Here is a 17,136-nt window from a genome sequence, read left to right on the forward strand (position 1 = left end):
CCCCGCCGCGCCCCGCCGGGGGCCGGGCGCCCCCCGCCGCCGGCCCCCGGGCCCTGCCGTACGGTCCCGCCCTGCCGTCCGACCCCGTGCCGCCGTTCGGCCCCGTGCCGCCGTTCGACGCGGAGCCGCCGGCTCCGGGCGGCGCCGCGCGCGTTTCCCGGCCCGTGAACGCGGCTGATACGCTCACTGCCCACGACCGATCGGCGCGCGGTGACGCGGCACGGTGGGAGCCCCTCGGCATGGCAGTGACGCCCGTCCTCGACCTGCGCGGCATCGACAAGAGTTTCGGTTCCGTCAAGGTCCTCCACGACATCGCCTTCTCCGCGTACCCGGGCGAGGTCACCGCGCTGGTCGGCGACAACGGCGCCGGCAAGACCACCCTCGTCAAGTGCATCGGCGGCATCCACGCGCCGGACGCGGGGGAGTACCGCTTCGAGGGCCGCCCCGTGCGGCTCGGCAGCCCGCGCGACGCCGCCGCCCTCGGCATCGAGGTCGTCCACCAGGACCTCGCGCTCTGCGAGAACCTCGACATCGTCCAGAACCTGTTCCTCGGCCGCGAGCAGCGGCGCGGCATCGCGCTCGACGAGTCCGGGATGGAGGAGCTGGCCCGCAGGACCCTGTCCGGCCTGTCCGTCCGCACCATGGGCTCGGTCCGGCAGAAGATCTCCACGCTGTCGGGCGGGCAGCGGCAGACGGTCGCGATCGCCCGCGCCGTGCTGTGGGACAGCAAGCTCGTCGTGCTGGACGAGCCCGCCGCCGCGCTCGGCGTCGCGCAGACCCAGCAGGTCCTGGAGATCGTCCGGCGGCTCGCCGACAAGGGCCTCGCCGTCGTGCTCATCTCGCACAACATGAACGACGTGTTCGCGGTCTCCGACCGGATCGCCGCGCTGTACCTCGGCCGCATGGCCGCGCAGGTGCGCACCGCCGACGTCACCCACCGGCAGGTCGTCGAGCTGATCACCTCCGGCGTCAGCGGCGACCTGGGGCTGCGGCGATGATGAAGGCGGGCCCGTCACAAGAGGACATCCGGCGGCACAACCTCGGGACGCTGCTGCGCTTCGTGCACCTGCGCGGCCCCGCGTCCCGCGCGACGCTCGCCGAGAGCCTCGGGCTGAACCGCAGCACCATCATGGCGCTGACCTCCGACCTCACCGCCGCCGGCCTCGTCCGCGAGGAGCTGCCGCGCGGGCCGGGGCGGCGCGCCGGGCGCCCGTCCCTCGTCGTGCGGCCCGAGTCGACCCGGGTCTACGTGCTGGCGTTCGAGGTCGGCGTCGACCGGCTCGTCGTCGCCCGCGTCGGCCTCGGCGGCGTCGTCCTGGACCGCCGGGAGGGCACCCGCGCCCGCGACTCCGACCCGTCCGACCTGCTCGGCATGCTCGTCGCCGGCGCCCGCTCGCTGGTCCGCAAGGCCGAGCGCGACGCGGTCTGCGTCGGCGCCGCCCTCGGCTTCCCCGGCACCGTCCGCCGCTCCGACGACATGATCATGTTCGGCCCCAACCTCGACGTCGGCGACCTGCGGCTCGGCGACGCCCTGTCGCGCCGGCTCGGCCTCGGCATCCCGGTGTCGGTGTGCAACGACGCCAACCTCGGCGCGCTCGCCGAGCACGAGCGCGGCGCCGGCGTGAACTGCGACAACCTCATCTACCTGCACGGCGACGTCGGCGTCGGCGGCGGCATCATCGCGCACGGCCGGCTGCTCGGCGGCGACGAGGGCTTCGGCGGCGAGATCGGCCACATGATCGTCAATCCGGGCGGCCGGCAGTGCGCCTGCGGCTCGAAGGGCTGCCTGGAGGCCGAGGTGGGGGAGCGGACGCTGCTCGCCCACGCCGGCCGCGAGGAGCCGACGAACAAGGCGGGCCGCGACGCGGTCCGCGACGTGGTGGACGCCGCCGACCGCGGGGACATCGTCGCCCGCGAGGCGCTGCACCGCGTCGGCACCTGGCTCGGCCTCGGCGTCGCGAACCTCGTCAACGTGTTCAACCCCGGCCTGGTCATCTTCGGCGGGACGCTGCGCGACATCTACCTCGGCGCCGCCGCGCAGATCCGCAGCGTGCTCGCGACCGGCGCGCTCGACGCGCCGCGCGAGAAGGTCCGGCTCCGCACCGCCGCCCTCGGCGACGACACCACCCTGGTCGGTGCCGCCGAGTTCGCGTTCGCCGAGGTGCTGTCCGATCCCGTCCAGGTCCTCGCCCGCCTCCGCGGCGCCGAGATCGCCTCCCCTTCGGCGCGCTAGGAGCCCGCCTCCAGGGCGCGCCTTGAGCTAGGCGATGCCTCCGTAGGCGCCCCGGTAGAACACCAGGGGGCGGCCGTCGTGGTTCTCGTCCAGGGCGTGGACGCGGGCGACGACGATGACATGGTCGCCGGCGACGTGCTCCTGCTCGACGGAGCACTCGATCCAGGCGAGGGCGCCCTCGATGGCGGGGGCGCCGCTCGGGCTCGCCGTCCAGTCGATGCCCTCGAACTTGTCGCCGCCCTTGAGCGCGAGCCGCCGGCAGACGTCGAGCTGGGGCTCGCCGAGGATGTTGATGCAGAGCCGGTCCGAGGTGCGCAGCCGGGGCCAGGTGGTGCTGGTGTGGGCGACGCAGAACGCCACGAGGGGAGGATCGAGGGAGACCGAGGTGAAGGAGTTGGCGGCGATCCCCGTGGGCCGCGCCGTGCCGGGTTCGACGGCCGTGATGGCGACCACGCCGGTCGCGAACCGGCCCATCACCTGCCGGAACCGTGCGCCGTCGAGGTCCGCCGCCGGCGTGATGGCTCCCTGCGCCATGGGGGCTCGATCCCTTCTGTCGACCAATCGCCTGCTCAGGCGTCGGGGCCCCGCCGGTCCGGGTCGCGCGGGCGTGTCGCCGGGAGGAGGGGGTGCGGCCTGCATGACCACTAAAGCCGCTCTCCGGGAATGATGATTCCCAAAAGGGACGATCTCCGTCAAAGGTCCCGGTCGGATCTCGGTCCCATGGCCGAGCCCCGGACCGCCCTGCGGCCCGGGGCTCTGCGGATCGGGTGATGCGCCTATGGCCGGCGCGCCTCGGCCGGGATGACGAGCGGCACCGCGCTGTACGGGTTGAGCGTCGCGGTCGAGGTCAGGCCGTCCAGGACGAGCCGTCCCGCCCCGGCGAACCGGGCCTTCACCGGCGCCGGCAGCCGCGGCCCCTCGTGCAGGCCGAGCCAGGCGATCCAGCCGGCGGCGACGACGCCCCAGTACGAGACGAGCCGGTACAGGCCCACCGCCGCGGCGGCGGGGGACAGCGCCGCGCCGAACGCGACGAGCGAGGCGGCCATGCTGCCCTCGATCGCGCCGAGGCCGCCCGGCAGCACCGGCAGCACGCTGCCCGCGGCCTGCGCCGCGAAGTAGGCGAGCGCGGCGGCGTGCGGGTCGACGTCGATGCCGACGGCGTGGGCCGCGGCCAGCAGCGCGAGGATGTCCAGCACCCAGTTCAGCGTCGCGAGCGTGATCAGCGCGGCCCAGTCGCGCCGGTTCGGGCGCAGCACGTCGCGGACGCCGGCGAGCCGCTCGGCCCACGGGCCGAGCTTCGGATGCGCCAGCGCGAACTGGAAGGCGCGGCGCGGCGGCGCCGTCAGCACCGCGCGCGGGCGCGGCCACCGCAGCAGCGGCACCAGTATCAGGAGCAGGACGGCGGGCACGGCGAGCCCGGTCAGCGCCGGACCCCGCGTGGCCGGGTCGGCGAGCAGCGCCAGCAGGCCGATCACCGAGTAGGTCGTCGTGGTGATGACGCCCCCGGCGATGATCACGGCCGTGGCGAGCTTCGCCGACGCCCCGCCGCGGCGGAACTGCCGGAACGTGTAGACGACGCTCACCGCGGGCCCCGCCGGCAGCGTCGTGGACAGCGCGTTGCCCGCGTAGGTGATCGCGAACGCGCGGCGCAGCGGCATCCGCAGCCCGCCGACGCGCAGCAGCCGCCGCTGGAGCCGGGCGAAGGCGCCCATCGAGCCTGCCACCGCGAGCACCACCATCGTCAGCCAGCCGGGATCGGCGTGCCGGATCGAGTGCCACATGGCGCCGAGGTCGGGAAGCGAGTCGCGGTAGAGCGGCAGCGCCGCGACGGCGAGGAGCAGCACTCCCCACTGGAGCAGGAGCCCCGCCTTGCGCCGCCACCAGGGGCGCTTCGGCGCGTCGTCCACGGCGTGCGCGCCGGCCGGCCGTTCGAGGAACAGGTCGTCGGGGGACGGCTCGTCCATGTCCGGTCCGTCCCATCGTGTCCCATCCGGCAGCGGACGGGGTGAGGCGACGTCGGCCGGGGGGTGTGCCGGTGCCGCGACTGTCTCGGTCATGTCCCGGTCACCTCGCAAGCTCGCCCGCCTAGCGCAACCTACGGCTCCGGTATGACATTCCCCTGGAGCGGGTCACGGAACCACAAAGTGATCTTTGCCACGGGGTCCGCGCCGGGCGCGCCCGGCGGGCTCGTCAGCAACCTCTCGCGTTGCTCTGACAGCTGATCGCCTTCCTGCCTAGGATCTCCCCTCTGTCGTATTTGTTCCCGCCCCGACGGAAAGGACTCCATGCCCGCTCCCCGAAGGACGGCCGTCCTCGGCGCCACCGCCGCCGCGGCCGCGCTCGCCGTCGCCGGCGCCGTCGCCCTGCCGTCCGGATCCGCCGAGCACGTCACCGTGTCCAAGGCCGCCGCCGCTGTCGGCGCCGGCGACACCGCCCCGCTCTCCGGCGTCTCGTTCACGCTGAAGTCCTCTCCCGTCTCCGCCGCCGCGCTCAAGCAGCTCGACGACACGGCGGCGAACCCGGCCCGCGGCATGAAGCGGCAGGCGAACCTCGCCGCCGCAGCGAGCGGCGCGAAGAACGGCCTGGTCTGGAAGAGCGGCTGCGGGGCCAACGACGCGGTCAAGGCGATGAACGCCAAGCTGACGGTCGGCGCCTGGTGCTTCGCCAACGGCGACAAGAGCAGCAAGTCCTGGATCCCGCAGGGCGTGGCGACCAGCCGCACCGCCCAGCTCGACGGGTTCGTGCTCAGCTGGTACCACCGGCACCTGTCCGGCTCCGACTGGGTGACGGACGGCTCGCGCCTCACCGTCGGCAAGCGCCCCCTGGTCGAGAAGGCGGGCGCCTACCAGCCCGTCACGCTCGCCATCCCGACCGCGACCGCCGCCGGCAAGCTCGCCGTCAAGGACGTCCGTCCCGCCGCGCCCGCGCCCGGCGCCGCCTCGGCCCAGGGCGTCGCCGACGCGCCCCAGCACCAGGGCGGCGTCGCCCTCGCCGGCGACTACGTCTACACCGCCGACACCTCGGGCCTGCGGGTCTACGACGTCCGCCGCACCTACCAGGTGCCCACCGGCAAGACCGGGCTGGGCGTCGACGCCACGGACGGCAAGTTCTACGCGCACGGCGAGAAGTACGTCCTGTTCCAGACCGGCATGTACCGGCCGCTCAACGCGGGGGCCTGCCCCGCCTGGGACAAGGCGCCGTCCGCCAAGGACAAGGACCTGTGCTTCAGCACGGTCACCTACGACCCGACCACCTCGCCCAAGAGCCTGCTCACGGCCGAGTACAAGACCGGGGGCGGCGTGACGTCGGCGAAGCCGATGCGCGTCGTCCGGTGGCCGCTCAACGCCGACGGCTCGCTGCAGGCGGACGCGTCCGGCCAGGTCAAGTCCATGGTCGTGTACGGGACGAACCTCACGAACGTCCAGGGCGTCGCGGGCTACCACGGCGGTGGCGGCGACACGATCTACTACAGCACTACCCTCACCGCCCCCGGCGCGTTCTACAGCGACCGGGACGGGGACGGCAAGGCGCCGTTCAAGATCGTCGGACCGATCGGCGGGGAGTCCCTGGCCTTCGACCCGTACTCGGGCGGCGACCGGATCTACGGCATCACCGAACGCCCCAACCAGCGGATGTTCTTCTGGACCTACCGCAAGCAGTTGCAGCGGCCCGGCATGCCCTAGCCCCAGGCCCGGAGAACGGCCGCGGCGCCCGTACGGCACACGTCCGTACGGGCGCCGCGGCCTCTCGGGGCCCCTGCCGCGCGCCGAGCCGGGGCGCTGCGGAAGGCCGCGAGCGGGCTACGGGCGGCGGGTGGGGTTCACGGCATCGGATTCCGCGGCGGTGTCGGGCTCCGGCGGGTCGTCGCCGGCCCGCTCCGCCTCCCGCTCGTACTCGTCGATGCTCAGCCCGTCCGGGTCCGGCTGGGGGTCCTCGATCCTCAGGTCGTCGGGCGGGTCGGTCACGTACTCCTCGGTCAGACCGATCTCGATGTCCTGATCGTTGTCGCCCATGTCGTCGACGTCCTCGCGGAAGTCGCGGCTCTCCCCGGGCTTGCGCGCCCTCATGGCTCCTCCACGGTCCGGTCGGGTTCGTCCGATCAGACGTGTATCCCCGCTGGCGCCGCGCCTACTCACGGTCTGGACGGGCCTAACCGCGTTCCGGAGGGGCCTGATCGCGGTTACGGGCGGGCCTGATCGCGGTCGCGGACGGCGACCAGGCCGCCGATCACGCCCACGTACGCGGTCCCGTTCGGGCCGATGGTGACGGGCGCCCAGTTGTTGTCGAACCACTTGCCCGTACCGGTCAGCACCTTGTAGACGGTCCGGCCCGTGTGGACGTCCACCGCCGTGAGGTACCAGGCGTCGATCAGGTCCTTGCGCGGGTCCTTCGTGTACAGGTAGAGCAGCCCCGCCGGGACGGAGACCTTCGCCACCGTGGACGGCGACCGCTCCGGGCTCGTCCAGACGGTACGGCAGCCCTTCCCGCCGGAGTTCACGTCCACCCGGCTCACCCCGCCCGTGGACGACCCGCCGGGCGGCAGCTCGAAGAAGTTCTTGTATCCGTAGTTGTTCTCGACGAACAGGCTGCTCCCGTAGCCGATGAGAGAGTTGTCCGTCGCGCTCGCGCCGCTGCCGAAGACGGGGACCTGGCAGACCAGCCCGCCGTCGTCGCGGCGCCGCACGATCACGTGCATCCGGTCGTCGGCGTTGTCGGTGATCGCCACGTACCGGTCGCCGAGGAACGTCGGGGTCGTCCCCGAACCCTGGTCGATCTGCCCGGGCTTGCGGCCGGTGCCGCGGTCGTAGGTCTCGCGCCACAGCACCTTCGGCGTCCCGTCCGGGCCCGCCTTCATCTGGTACAGCGCGTGGTCCGACACGATCGAGACGCCGTCCGCCCCGGCCGCGAACGAGTTCTGGATCTGCTCGCCGGGCAGCCGCGTCATCCTCACCGCGCCCGACCCCGGGTCCACGGTGCCGATCCGCCCGGCCCGCGTGATCCACCAGATCAGGCCCGTCCAGTCCGGGCCGACCGCGGTGATCGGGTCGCACTCGCCCTTCGGCCACGGGTTCGTCCAGGTGGCGCAGTCGTGCGGGAGGTAGCGGGACAGGTCCCAGTCGTCGGTGACCGTGAACCGCCACGCGCCGTCCGGCCCCTTCTCGTGGGCGAAGCGGCGCAGGTGGAACGCCGAGTCGGCGAGCACCGCCCGGTCCTGCGGGTCCAGGTAGTAGTAGGCGCCGCCGGAGGTGTCGGTGAAGACCTTGTCGAGGCTGCCGGAGAACACCGCCTGCACCGTCGACGACCTGGGCGGGAGCTGGTAGGTGGCGAGGTCCTTCAGCGTCACCGGGTCGATCAGCCGCAGCATGAAGTTCTGCCCCTGCGTGCACTGCGCGACGATCAGGCCCGTCCGCTTCGCGAAGGTGACCGTCGAGCACAGGCCCGGCAGCCCGCCGCCCTTGGCGTCGTTGAGCACCTCGGGGTTCCGGCCGAGCGGCCCCATGAACGGGTAGGTGTCGGACGCGTAGCCGTCCGCGTGCATCGACGACGTGCCGACCGGCCCCTGATACGGGTTGGCGGGCACGGGCTTCCCCGCGAGCGCCTTCGGCGTCGCCGGACCGCCGATGTACTGCGGAACCAGGCCCTTCCCCGGACCGTCGGGGATGGTCCCCGCGACCGCGGGGACGGCGACGGCGCCGAGCAGGGCGGCCGACAGGGCGGAGGCGACGAGCGGTCTGCGCATGGAGGGGCTCCTAAACCGGGGACGAGGACGGCCCCGGTCGCGCCCTCCGGGACAGGTTCACCGCGTAAACGGATCATCGTGCGGAGTGCCCGGATGGTTACGATTTCCGGCATGGCCCTACAAGCAGTGATCTTCGACTGGGGCGGCACGCTGACCCCCTGGCACGACGTCGAGCTGCCCGAGATGTGGCGGACGATCTGCTCCCCGCACCTGCCCGCCGACAGCGTCGAGACCGTCGCCGCCGCCCTCGCCGAGGCGGAGCTGGAGCTGTGGCGGCGCGGCACCGAGGAGCACCGCAGCGCCACCCTCGCCGAGCTGTTCGCGCTCGCCGGCGTCGAGCCGACCGACGCGCTGCTCGACACCCACTACGAGACGTGGACCCCGCACACCTGGACCGACCCGGCCGTCCCCGGCCTGCTCCGCGAGCTGCGCGAGCGCGGCATCAAGGTCGGCGTCCTGTCCAACACCATGTGGAGCCGCGACCTGCACGAGCGGATCTTCGCCCGCGACGACGTCCTCCGCCTGCTCGACGGCGCCGTCTACTCCAGCGAGATCCCGTGGACGAAACCGCACGCCGAGGCGTTCCGCGCCGCCATGGACGCGGTCGGCGCCACCGATCCCGCCGCCTGCGTCTTCGTCGGCGACCGCCCCTACGACGACATCCACGGCGCCAAGGCCGCCGGGCTGCGGGCCGTGCAGATCTGGCACCAGACGACGCACGCCTTCACCCGCCCCGGCCTCACGCCCCCGGACGCGCTGATCCACGACATCGGCGAGCTGCTCCCACACGTGGAGACCTGGCACGCCCCCTAGGAGTGGCGCCCTTAGAAAGGGTCAGGATCTGCGGGCGACGATCAGGTCGCGGGAGATCGCCTGGTCGACGCGGTGCCGGAAGCCCAGGTAGGGCTCGGAGTCCTGCACCTCCAGCCCGCTGGAGGTCAGGATCTCCGCCAGCTCCTCGCGGCGCCCCACGAACGTGTTCCAGGAGATCCCGATCGCGCCGCCGCGCCGCAGCAGCGGCGTCCACTCCGGCACCGCCGTCTCCAGCAGCTCCACCGGGCTGCGCGACAGCCGCGGCCCGTTCTTCTGGCCCTGCCGCGCGCCCTTCGACCGGCTGCCGTGCTGCACCCCGTACGGCGCGTCCGTCACGATCAGGTCGAACGACCCGGGCCGGAAGAACCGCCCGGCCCCGGCCGCGTCGGCGTTCACGACGGTGATCTCCATCGTCTCGCCGCTCTTGTACAGCTCCTTGGACGCGCCGAGGGTGACGTGCAGGCGCCGGCCCAGCACCGCCTTGTCCCGCCGGACGGGCGCGATCTCCGCCTGGTGCTTCACACGGTTGTTCTTCAGCCACGTCTTGATGAACGCCGCGTAGGCGTCGAAGTCCTTGCCGTCGACGTCCATGCCGGCCGCGTCCAGCCCGTACATCATCGCCTGGTTCAGCGTGGTGCCCCGCCCGCACATCGGGTCGAGCAGCCGGGGCCTGCCGGCCACCAGGTCCATGGGGGAGTCGGTCGCCATCGCGGTGACGTTCAGCAGCAGCTTCGTGAAGTACTCGTTCGTCTTCCCCGAGTACTTCTGGATGGTCAGCAGGTCGCTGGGGAACAGGTCCAGGGGCTTCAGCCCGACCGGCCTGAGCAGCTCGCCCTCGATCTCGAACAGGGCGTACAGCGACGACAGGTTCGACAGGAGCCGGATGTCGGTGTCGCTCAGGTCGTCCGCCGAGAACGTCACGTACGGGACGCCGCCGATCGACGTCTCCTCGATGTCGCGGAGGCGTCCGCCGAGGGCCCGCTCGCCGAACACCGCCAGCTCCGCCTTCACCAGGCCGGAGGCTGCCTGTGCGTAGACCCGGTTGTGCGAGGGGGAGACGAGGAGGCCGTACGAAGTCACCGCAGGACATTAGCAGTTCGGGGACGCGGAGAGGCCGCCGGGAAATCCTCCCCGGCGGCCTCCGCGCGGCCCATGTGCGGGCCGTTCCTCCCCGGTCAACCCGTCCGGACGCTCCTGCGTCTGGCCTTCCGGGACTTGCGCCTGTTCTGGTGCCGGACCGTCTCTCCGCCGGACCGCTCGGCCGCACGTTCGACTTCGGCCGCCTCCGCCGCGACCACCGCTCCCACGGGCACGGGACGCGCGTCCACGGGACGGGCGGCGTCCGCGGACTCCGCGACGGCGGGCTCGATCTCCGCCGGCTCGTTCTCAGGGCGCTCGTTCCCGGTGCCCTCGGCCCTGGCGGGCTCGGGGGCCGGGAGCGCGCGGGACGCGGCGGGCGCGGACTCGATCTCGGCCGGACGCTCCGCCGGCTCCACGGCCGGCAGATCCGGCAGGTGCCGCGCGGCGGCGGCCAGCAGCTCCTGGACGCGGCTCTGCAGGCTCGCGAGATCGGCGCGGGCGACGGCGGCCTGCGCCTTGGCGCGGCGGGCCTGGCGGCGGGCCTCGTCGCGCTCGGCCGCGAGCTGGTTCAGCTGCTCCCGGTAGGCGGCGCGCAACTCGTCCAGCGCACTGGGCGCGCGGCCGGCGGGCCCGTCGGTCTCGTACCGGTGCGGGGTGCTGGTCATGGCAGGTCTGGGCTCCTCCCCCGAGTAGGCCAGTGCAAAAGCGACAACGCGTACATGAAGCGCATTCGTTCCCGTCGTGCCGAAGATCACTCACCGGGTTCGGGACGGGGTGACAGGGCCGCCGGCGGCAGCCCCGGGAAGGCCGCCGAAGGGGCGCCGTCGCCCGCGCTCGCCCGCCACTTCGCCGACCGCGCCGCCGACCGCTCGGCGCTGTCGGCGGCGAAGACGCGCAGGTCCGCGGCGGACGCGCCGGCGAGACCCACATAGGCGGGGACGAGGTCGTCCTCCAGCGCGGCGGCGAGCCGGGCGGCGCTGCGGGCGTTGGTCACCTTGATCGGCAGCCGGTATCCGGCCGCCGCGGCCACCGGCTGCGCCGACAGGATCGATACCAGCTTGTCCCGCTGCGCGCGATGGGCGTCCCAGTACGTCTTCGCGGCCTGCTGCAGCGCGCCCCGCAGCCTGCCGCCCAGGACGCCGTAGCCGTACACGGCGGCGTGCTCGGCGGCGAGGGCCGTCTGGATCGCCTGGGTCGGCGACTTGGCCGGGTCGGCGGGCGGATGCGCGCGGACCGTCTCGGCGTGCCCCGCCTCGCACGCCCCGATGCTCGCCAGCAGCTGCGCCAGCCCCGGCGGGGCCTTGGCGGTGTCGGCGCGGCGGGCGGCGGCGGCGCGGTCCTCCGCGAGGCGCAGCGCCGTGAGGATCTCCGCCGGCCCCTGGGGCAGCTCGGCCGCGTGCGGCGGCGGGATCGTGCCGCCCTCGTGGGCCCTCCGCCCCGAGCCGGGCACGTAGTGCCGCTTCAACACGGTCAGGTGCTGCCGGTGGTGCGCCAGGACGGGATCGAGACGGCGGGCCAGCGACGCGTCCGCCGCCTTCGCCGCCTCGTAGGTGGCGATGAGGTCCTGCTCGGAGGTGATCGCGCCGACGAGCGTCGACACGTCCGGACGGGGCCCGGCCGCCTCCGCCGCGCAGCCCGCCAGCCAGGGCGCCGCGAGCACGGCACCGCCGCCCAGCAGCAGCCCCCGGCGCGACACGGTTCCCGGCAGGCGCGGCACGGCCTCTGGCAAGGGAGTCTCCTCACCCGGTGGTGTGGTGGTGGCGGCCCGCGCCGCGCCGCGGCTCCGTCCCGGTCGCCGGACGCGTCCATCGGGCCAGCTCAAGCATTCCATATCCGGCGCGCCGGTGAGCTGTTCGAAAGGCCGCTGAGGTGTCCGGCTCTCGATAGTCTTGAGGAGTCAGCGGACAAGCGGTGACTTCAGCGACAGGTCCCGCCGCCCTCACCGGCGGGCGGGAAGGCACAACAGGAGGAGGGTCCCATGAGCGTCGAGTCCCGCGGTGGCCGCGCTCAGGGGGGCCGCGCCCGGGGCGCGCGCGGCGACGCCCCGGCCCGGCCGGCCCGCGACGCCGCCATCGCGGAGCTGACCGCGCTGCTCGCCCCCGCGGTCGACGCGGCCGGCTTCGACCTCGAGGAGGTCGACGTGCGCCCCGCCGGGCGCCGCCGGCTCGTCAAGATCGTCGTCGACGGCGACGGCGGGGTGGGCCTGGACGACATCGCCCGGCTGAGCGAGACCGCCTCCGGGCTGCTGGACGGCTCCGACGTGATGGGCGCCTCGCCGTACGTGCTGGAGGTGACCTCGCCCGGCGTCGACCGTCCCCTCACCGAGCCGCGGCACTGGCGCCGCGCCGTCGGCAGGCTGGTCGTCGTCCCGCTGGCCGAGGGCGGCCAGGTCGAGGGCCGCGTGGTGGCGGCCGACGACGAGGCCGTCGAGATCGACGTCGCCCCCGCCCGGGCCAAGGGGTCCGGCAAGGGCGGCGGCAAGTCCGCCGGACCGGGGAGCCCCGGGACGCGGCGCCGCCGGTTCGGCCTCGACGAGCTGGGGCGCGGCCGCGTCCAGGTGGAGTTCAAACCCCTCTCCGGGGAGCCCGGGGGGCCGTCCTCCCGGGAGGACACGCCCCCCGAGGGGGGCGGCTCGCCCGTTCCACCCGGCGAGGCCGAGGAAACGCGTTCTCCGGCTGAGCCGGATTAGAGGGGGGAACCTCGTGGACATCGACATGACCGCCCTGCGCGGCCTGGAGAGCGAGAAGGACATCTCGCTCGACGTGGCCGTCAAGGCCATCGAAGACGCCCTGCTGATCGCCTACCACCGGACGGAGGGCGCCGCGCCCCGCGCGCGCGTCGAGCTGGACCGGCAGAGCGGGCACGTGACCGTGTGGGCGACGGAGACCGACGAGGAGGGCAACGCCCTCCGCGAGTACGACGACACCCCGACCGGTTTCGGCCGGATCGCGGCGACCACCGCCAAGCAGGTCATCCTGCAGCGGCTGCGCGACGCCGAGGACGAGCTGACGTTCGGCGAGTACGCCGGGCGCGAGGGCGACATCGTCAGCGGCATCATCCAGCAGGGCAAGGACCCGCGGAACGTGCTGGTCGACCTCGGCCGGCTGGAGGCGGTGCTCCCGCCGCAGGAGCAGGTGCCCGGCGAGCGCTACGACCACGGCGAGCGGCTGCGCGCCTACGTGGTGCAGGTCCGCAAGGGCCACCGCGGCCCGTCGGTGCAGCTGTCGCGCACGCACCCGAACCTCGTCCGCAAGCTGTTCGCGCTGGAGGTCCCGGAGATCGCCGACGGCACCGTGGAGATCGCCGCGATCGCCCGCGAGGCCGGCCACCGCACCAAGATCGCGGTGCGGTCGCGCAAGCCCGGCGTGAACGCCAAGGGCGCCTGCATCGGCCCGCTCGGCAGCCGGGTCCGCAACGTGATGGCCGAGCTGCACGGCGAGAAGATCGACATCGTGGACTGGTCGGACGACCCGGCCGAGTTCGTCGGGAATGCGCTGTCCCCGGCCCGTGTTTCAGCGGTCGAGGTGGTCGACCTCGACGGCCGTGTGGCACGGGTGATCGTCCCCGATTACCAGCTCTCGCTGGCGATCGGCAAGGAGGGGCAGAACGCCCGGCTCGCGGCCCGCCTGACCGGCTGGCGGATCGACATCAGGTCCGACACCGAGCCGGCGGGCGGGGGGCCGTCCGGACGGACCGCCTCGAAGGCGCCCGAGGCCGGCGAATCCGGATCTTCCGAATCAGGAGAGCATGCGACAGGTCCCGCAGACGCCTCGGCGCGGTAGACTCATGGAAAGTGGCCGGGCGGTTCCACAACGCACGTGTGTGGGCTGCCGGGTCCGCACGGCCAAGTCCGACCTGTTGCGCCTGGTGGTGGTCGAGGGCGAGATCGTCCCCGATCCCCGCGGGCGGCTCCCGGGACGGGGAGCGCATCTGCATCCCGACCCGCGGTGCCTCGAACTCGCAGAGCGACGTCGGGCGTTCCCGCGGGCTTTCCGCCTGCCGGGACCGCTCGACGGTACGGCGCTGCGGGACCGGCTTGCGGCGAACGCCGCGCAGCAGCAGGATGGCCGAATGGTAAGCGACGTCTAGTCGGAAGCAGGTCGAGATTGCTATGAGCGCTCGATGAGCACGCCGCGATGAGTACGGCAGGTTAACGACGGTCCGGTGGCCGCACCCCCGGACCGAGTAGGGAGTGCAGTGGCCAAGGTCCGGGTTTACGAACTCGCCAAGGAGTTCGGTGTCGAGAGCAAGGTCGTCATGGCCAAGCTCCAGGAAATGGGCGAGTTCGTACGATCGGCGTCCTCCACGATCGAGGCGCCGGTCGTTCGCAGGCTCACCGAAGCCTTCTCAAACGGTTCGTCCTCCAAGCAGGGGGACAGGCGCGTAGGCGGCCAGAAGCGGCCCCAGGGGCCCCGCCCGTCCGCGCCGCGTCCCGGTCCGCCCAATGGCGGATCGGAATCTCAGGGTGCCCGCCCGCAGGCGCCGCGGCCCGCCGGGCCGCGCCCGTCCGGGCCGCGCCCCGGCCCCGGCGGTGCCGCCGGAGGCCCGAAGCCGGGTCCGCGTCCGCCGGTCCCGCCCGCCCCGAGCCAGCCGGCTCCGGGCCAGCCGAGCCAGCAGGCCCCGAGCCAGCCGAGCCAGCAGGCCCCGAGCCAGCAGGTTCCGGCCGCCAAGGCCCCGAGCGCCCCGCCGTCCGGCGGCACCGGCGCTCCGGCCGGCCCGCGTCCGGGTCCCCGCGCGCCCAAGCCGGGCCCGCGTCCCGGCCCGCGCCAGGGCGGCCAGGGCGGCGGCGGTGGCCGTCCGCGTCCCGGCAACAACCCGTTCAGCTCGACCAACACCGGCATGGGCCAGGCGCCCAAGCCGGGTCCGCGTCCCGGCCCGCGGCCGGGCGGTGACCGTCCCGAGCGCGACGAGCGCCCGCGCGGCGGCGACCGTCCCGGCGGTCCGCGTCCGGGCGGTCCGCGTCCCGGCGCCCCTGGCGCCGGCGGCCCGCGGCCGAGTCCGGCCGGCGGCATGCCGCCCCGTCCGGGCGGTCCGCGGCCGAGCCCGATGAACATGCCGTCCTCGCGGCCGGCCGGCGCCCCCGGGCGCGGCGGTCCCGGTGGCGGCGGCCGCGGTCCCGGTGGCGGCGGCGGTGGCCGTCCGGGTGGCGGCGGTCGCGGTCCCGGTGGCGGCGGTCGTCCGGGTGGCGGCGGCGGCTTCGGCGCGCCCCGCGCCGGTGGCGGCGGTCGTCCCGGTGGTGGCGGCGGCTTCGGCCCCCGTCCGGGCGGCGGCGGTCGCGGTCGCGGCGGCACGCAGGGCGCGTTCGGCCGTCCGGGCGGACGCCCGGCGCGCGGCCGCAAGTCGAAGCGGGCGCGTCGTCAAGAGTTCGAGAACATGCAGGCGCCCGCCGTCGGCGGCGTCTCGGCTCCGCGCGGCAACGGCAAGACCATCCGGCTGCCGCAGGGCGCGTCCCTGACCGACTTCGCCGAGAAGATCGGCGCCAACCCGGCGTCGCTCGTCGCGATCATGATGCACCTCGGCAAGATGGTCACCGCGACCCAGTCGGTGGACCCCGACGACCTGCAGGCCCTCGGGCTCGAGCTGGACTTCGACGTCCAGGTCGTCAGCCCCGAGGACGAGGACCGCGAGCTGCTCGAGTCGTTCGACATCGAGTACGGCGAGGACGAGGGCGGCGAGGAGAACCTCGTGTCCCGTCCGCCGGTGGTCACCGTCATGGGCCACGTCGACCACGGTAAGACGAAGCTGCTGGACGCCATCCGGCACGCCAACGTGCAGGCCGGCGAGGCCGGCGGCATCACCCAGCACATCGGCGCCTACCAGGTCGAGACCGAGGTCGACGGCGAGGAGCGCAAGATCACCTTCATCGACACCCCGGGTCACGAGGCGTTCACCGCCATGCGTGCCCGCGGTGCCGACACCACCGACCTGGTGGTGCTGGTGGTCGCCGCGGACGACGGCGTCAAGCCGCAGACCACCGAGGCGATCGACCACGCCACGGCGGCCGGGGTGCCGATCGTCGTCGCGGTCAACAAGATCGACGTCGAGGGCGCCGACCCGAACCGGGTGCGGGCGCAGCTCACCGAGTACGGCCTGGTCGCCGAGGAGTTCGGCGGTCAGACCCAGTTCGTCGACGTGTCCGCCAAGCAGGGCACCAACATCGACGGGCTGCTCGAGGCGATCATCCTGACCGCCGACGCCGAGCTGGAGCTGCAGGCCAACCCCGACATGCCCGCCCAGGGCTCGGCCATCGAGGCCCACCTGGACAAGGGCCGGGGCGCCGTGGCGACCGTGCTGGTGCAGCGCGGCACGCTGCGGGTCGGCGACTCGATCGTCTGCGGCGTGGCCAGCGGCCGCGTCCGGGCGATGCTCGACGAGAACGGCAACAACGTCGAGGAGGCGGGCCCGTCCCGTCCGGTGATGGTGCTCGGCCTCGCGGCCGTGCCCGGCGCCGGCGACAACTTCCTGGTCGTCGACGACGACCGGGTGGCCCGGCAGATCGCCGACAAGCGGGTGGCGCGCAAGCGCAACGCCGAACTGCTCAAGTCCCGCAAGAGCAGCTCCCTCGAAGAGCTGTTCAAGGACTTCCAGGAGGGCAAGCGGCAGGAACTGCTGCTCATCCTCAAGGGCGACGTCTCCGGTTCCGTCGAGGCGCTGGAGGACTCGCTGCTCAAGATCGACGTGGGCGACGAGGTCAGCCTGCGGATCATCCGCCGCGGTGTCGGCGCGATCACGCAGGACGACGTCAACCTGTCGCTGGCGTCCGAGGAGGGCGCGGTCATCATCGGCTTCAACGTCCGGCCGGAGCGCAACGCGCAGGAACTGGCCGACCGCGAGGGCGTCGACATCCGCTACTACTCGGTCATCTACCAGGCGATCGACGAGATCGAGGCCGCCCTCAAGGGCATGCTGAAGCCGGAGTTCGAGGAGGCCCAGCTGGGCACCGCCGAAGTCCGGGAGATCTTCAAGGTGCCGCGGATCGGCAACGTCGCCGGTTCGATGGTCACCTCGGGGATCATCCAGCGCAACGCCAAGGCGCGCCTCGTCCGCGACGGCGTCGTGGTCGCCGACAACCTCACGGTGTCGTCGCTGCGCCGCTTCAAGGACGACGCGACCGAGGTCCGCGAGGGCTTCGAGTGCGGCATCGGGGTCGGCTACAACGACATCAAGCTCGGCGATGTCATCGAGTGCTACGAGATGCGGGAGAAGCCTCGCGACTGAGGCCCGCGCTCGCGGCACCCGATCGTCCGCGGTACGGATCCGTCCGCGCGGG

At 73.7% G+C, this 17,136-nt stretch carries 15 protein-coding genes; 8 read left to right on the top strand and 7 right to left on the bottom strand.

Annotated features, from left to right (window positions below; translation table 11 throughout):
* The first annotated feature begins 239 nt into the window (after positions 1-239).
* Positions 240-998, top strand: coding sequence for an ATP-binding cassette domain-containing protein (locus tag ABT299_RS46425; protein ID WP_190864753.1), 759 nt, complete (start codon positions 240-242; stop codon positions 996-998).
* Positions 998-2,233, top strand: coding sequence for an ROK family transcriptional regulator (locus tag ABT299_RS46430; protein WP_190864786.1), 1,236 nt, complete (start codon positions 998-1,000; stop codon positions 2,231-2,233). The genes ABT299_RS46425 and ABT299_RS46430 overlap by 1 nt, the downstream gene beginning before the upstream one ends.
* 27 nt (positions 2,234-2,260) lie before the next feature.
* On the opposite strand, the gene ABT299_RS46435 is transcribed toward ABT299_RS46430, so the two are convergent.
* Together ABT299_RS46435 and ABT299_RS46440 are read right to left on the bottom strand one after the other, a co-directional pair.
* Complete coding sequence (locus ABT299_RS46435) at positions 2,261-2,767, bottom strand: flavin reductase family protein (RefSeq protein ID WP_500254722.1); 507 nt, start codon at positions 2,765-2,767, stop codon at positions 2,261-2,263.
* 242 nt (positions 2,768-3,009) lie between these two features.
* Positions 3,010-4,197: a lysylphosphatidylglycerol synthase transmembrane domain-containing protein gene (locus ABT299_RS46440; protein ID WP_500254723.1), complete on the bottom strand. Its 1,188-nt coding sequence runs from the start codon at positions 4,195-4,197 to the stop codon at positions 3,010-3,012.
* A gap of 321 nt (positions 4,198-4,518) precedes the next feature.
* Between ABT299_RS46440 and ABT299_RS46445 the strand changes: the two genes are divergently transcribed.
* Positions 4,519-5,916 (top strand): hypothetical protein, encoded by a 1,398-nt coding sequence (locus ABT299_RS46445; protein WP_387027459.1) that lies wholly within the window; start codon positions 4,519-4,521, stop codon positions 5,914-5,916.
* Positions 5,917-6,033: 117 nt separating this feature from the next.
* Here the strand turns inward: ABT299_RS46445 and ABT299_RS46450 are convergent, their stop codons facing one another.
* Together ABT299_RS46450 and ABT299_RS46455 are read right to left on the bottom strand one after the other, a co-directional pair.
* Complete coding sequence (locus tag ABT299_RS46450) at positions 6,034-6,300, bottom strand: hypothetical protein (RefSeq protein ID WP_190864761.1); 267 nt, start codon at positions 6,298-6,300, stop codon at positions 6,034-6,036.
* A 113-nt stretch (positions 6,301-6,413) separates the two neighbouring features.
* Positions 6,414-7,973, bottom strand: coding sequence for a hypothetical protein (locus ABT299_RS46455; RefSeq protein WP_500254724.1), 1,560 nt, complete (start codon positions 7,971-7,973; stop codon positions 6,414-6,416).
* A 111-nt stretch (positions 7,974-8,084) separates the two neighbouring features.
* Between ABT299_RS46455 and ABT299_RS46460 the strand changes: the two genes are divergently transcribed.
* On the top strand, positions 8,085-8,786 hold the full coding sequence (locus tag ABT299_RS46460; RefSeq protein ID WP_500254725.1) for an HAD family hydrolase: 702 nt from the start codon (positions 8,085-8,087) through the stop codon (positions 8,784-8,786).
* 21 nt (positions 8,787-8,807) lie between these two features.
* Here ABT299_RS46460 and ABT299_RS46465 read toward each other — a convergent pair whose 3' ends face one another.
* The 3 genes from ABT299_RS46465 to ABT299_RS46475 form a co-directional block, all read right to left on the bottom strand.
* Positions 8,808-9,866 (bottom strand): TRM11 family SAM-dependent methyltransferase, encoded by a 1,059-nt coding sequence (locus ABT299_RS46465; protein ID WP_500254726.1) that lies wholly within the window; start codon positions 9,864-9,866, stop codon positions 8,808-8,810.
* A gap of 95 nt (positions 9,867-9,961) precedes the next feature.
* The gene (locus tag ABT299_RS46470) at positions 9,962-10,531 is read right to left on the bottom strand and encodes a hypothetical protein (protein ID WP_500254727.1); all 570 of its coding nucleotides are present in this window, start codon (positions 10,529-10,531) and stop codon (positions 9,962-9,964) included.
* Between the two features lie 86 nt (positions 10,532-10,617).
* Positions 10,618-11,595: a ferritin-like domain-containing protein gene (locus tag ABT299_RS46475; RefSeq protein WP_241756237.1), complete on the bottom strand. Its 978-nt coding sequence runs from the start codon at positions 11,593-11,595 to the stop codon at positions 10,618-10,620.
* 249 nt (positions 11,596-11,844) lie between these two features.
* Between ABT299_RS46475 and rimP the strand changes: the two genes are divergently transcribed.
* From rimP to infB, 4 genes are all read left to right on the top strand, one after another.
* Positions 11,845-12,555, top strand: a complete 711-nt coding sequence (gene rimP / locus ABT299_RS46480) for a ribosome maturation factor RimP (protein ID WP_190864771.1) — start codon at positions 11,845-11,847, stop codon at positions 12,553-12,555.
* A gap of 25 nt (positions 12,556-12,580) precedes the next feature.
* Positions 12,581-13,648 carry a transcription termination factor NusA gene (gene nusA, locus ABT299_RS46485; RefSeq protein ID WP_190864790.1) on the top strand — a complete coding sequence of 356 codons (1,068 nt, stop codon included), beginning with the start codon at positions 12,581-12,583 and terminating at the stop codon, positions 13,646-13,648.
* Between the two features lie 4 nt (positions 13,649-13,652).
* Positions 13,653-13,955, top strand: coding sequence for a YlxR family protein (locus tag ABT299_RS46490; protein ID WP_387027471.1), 303 nt, complete (start codon positions 13,653-13,655; stop codon positions 13,953-13,955).
* Positions 13,956-14,063: 108 nt separating this feature from the next.
* On the top strand, positions 14,064-17,084 hold the full coding sequence (gene infB, locus ABT299_RS46495; protein WP_500254728.1) for a translation initiation factor IF-2: 3,021 nt from the start codon (positions 14,064-14,066) through the stop codon (positions 17,082-17,084).
* The last annotated feature ends 52 nt before the right edge of the window (positions 17,085-17,136 follow it).

The organism is Spirillospora sp. NPDC000708, assembly GCF_040299565.1.
In the GTDB taxonomy this organism is placed as follows: domain Bacteria; phylum Actinomycetota; class Actinomycetes; order Streptosporangiales; family Streptosporangiaceae; genus Spirillospora.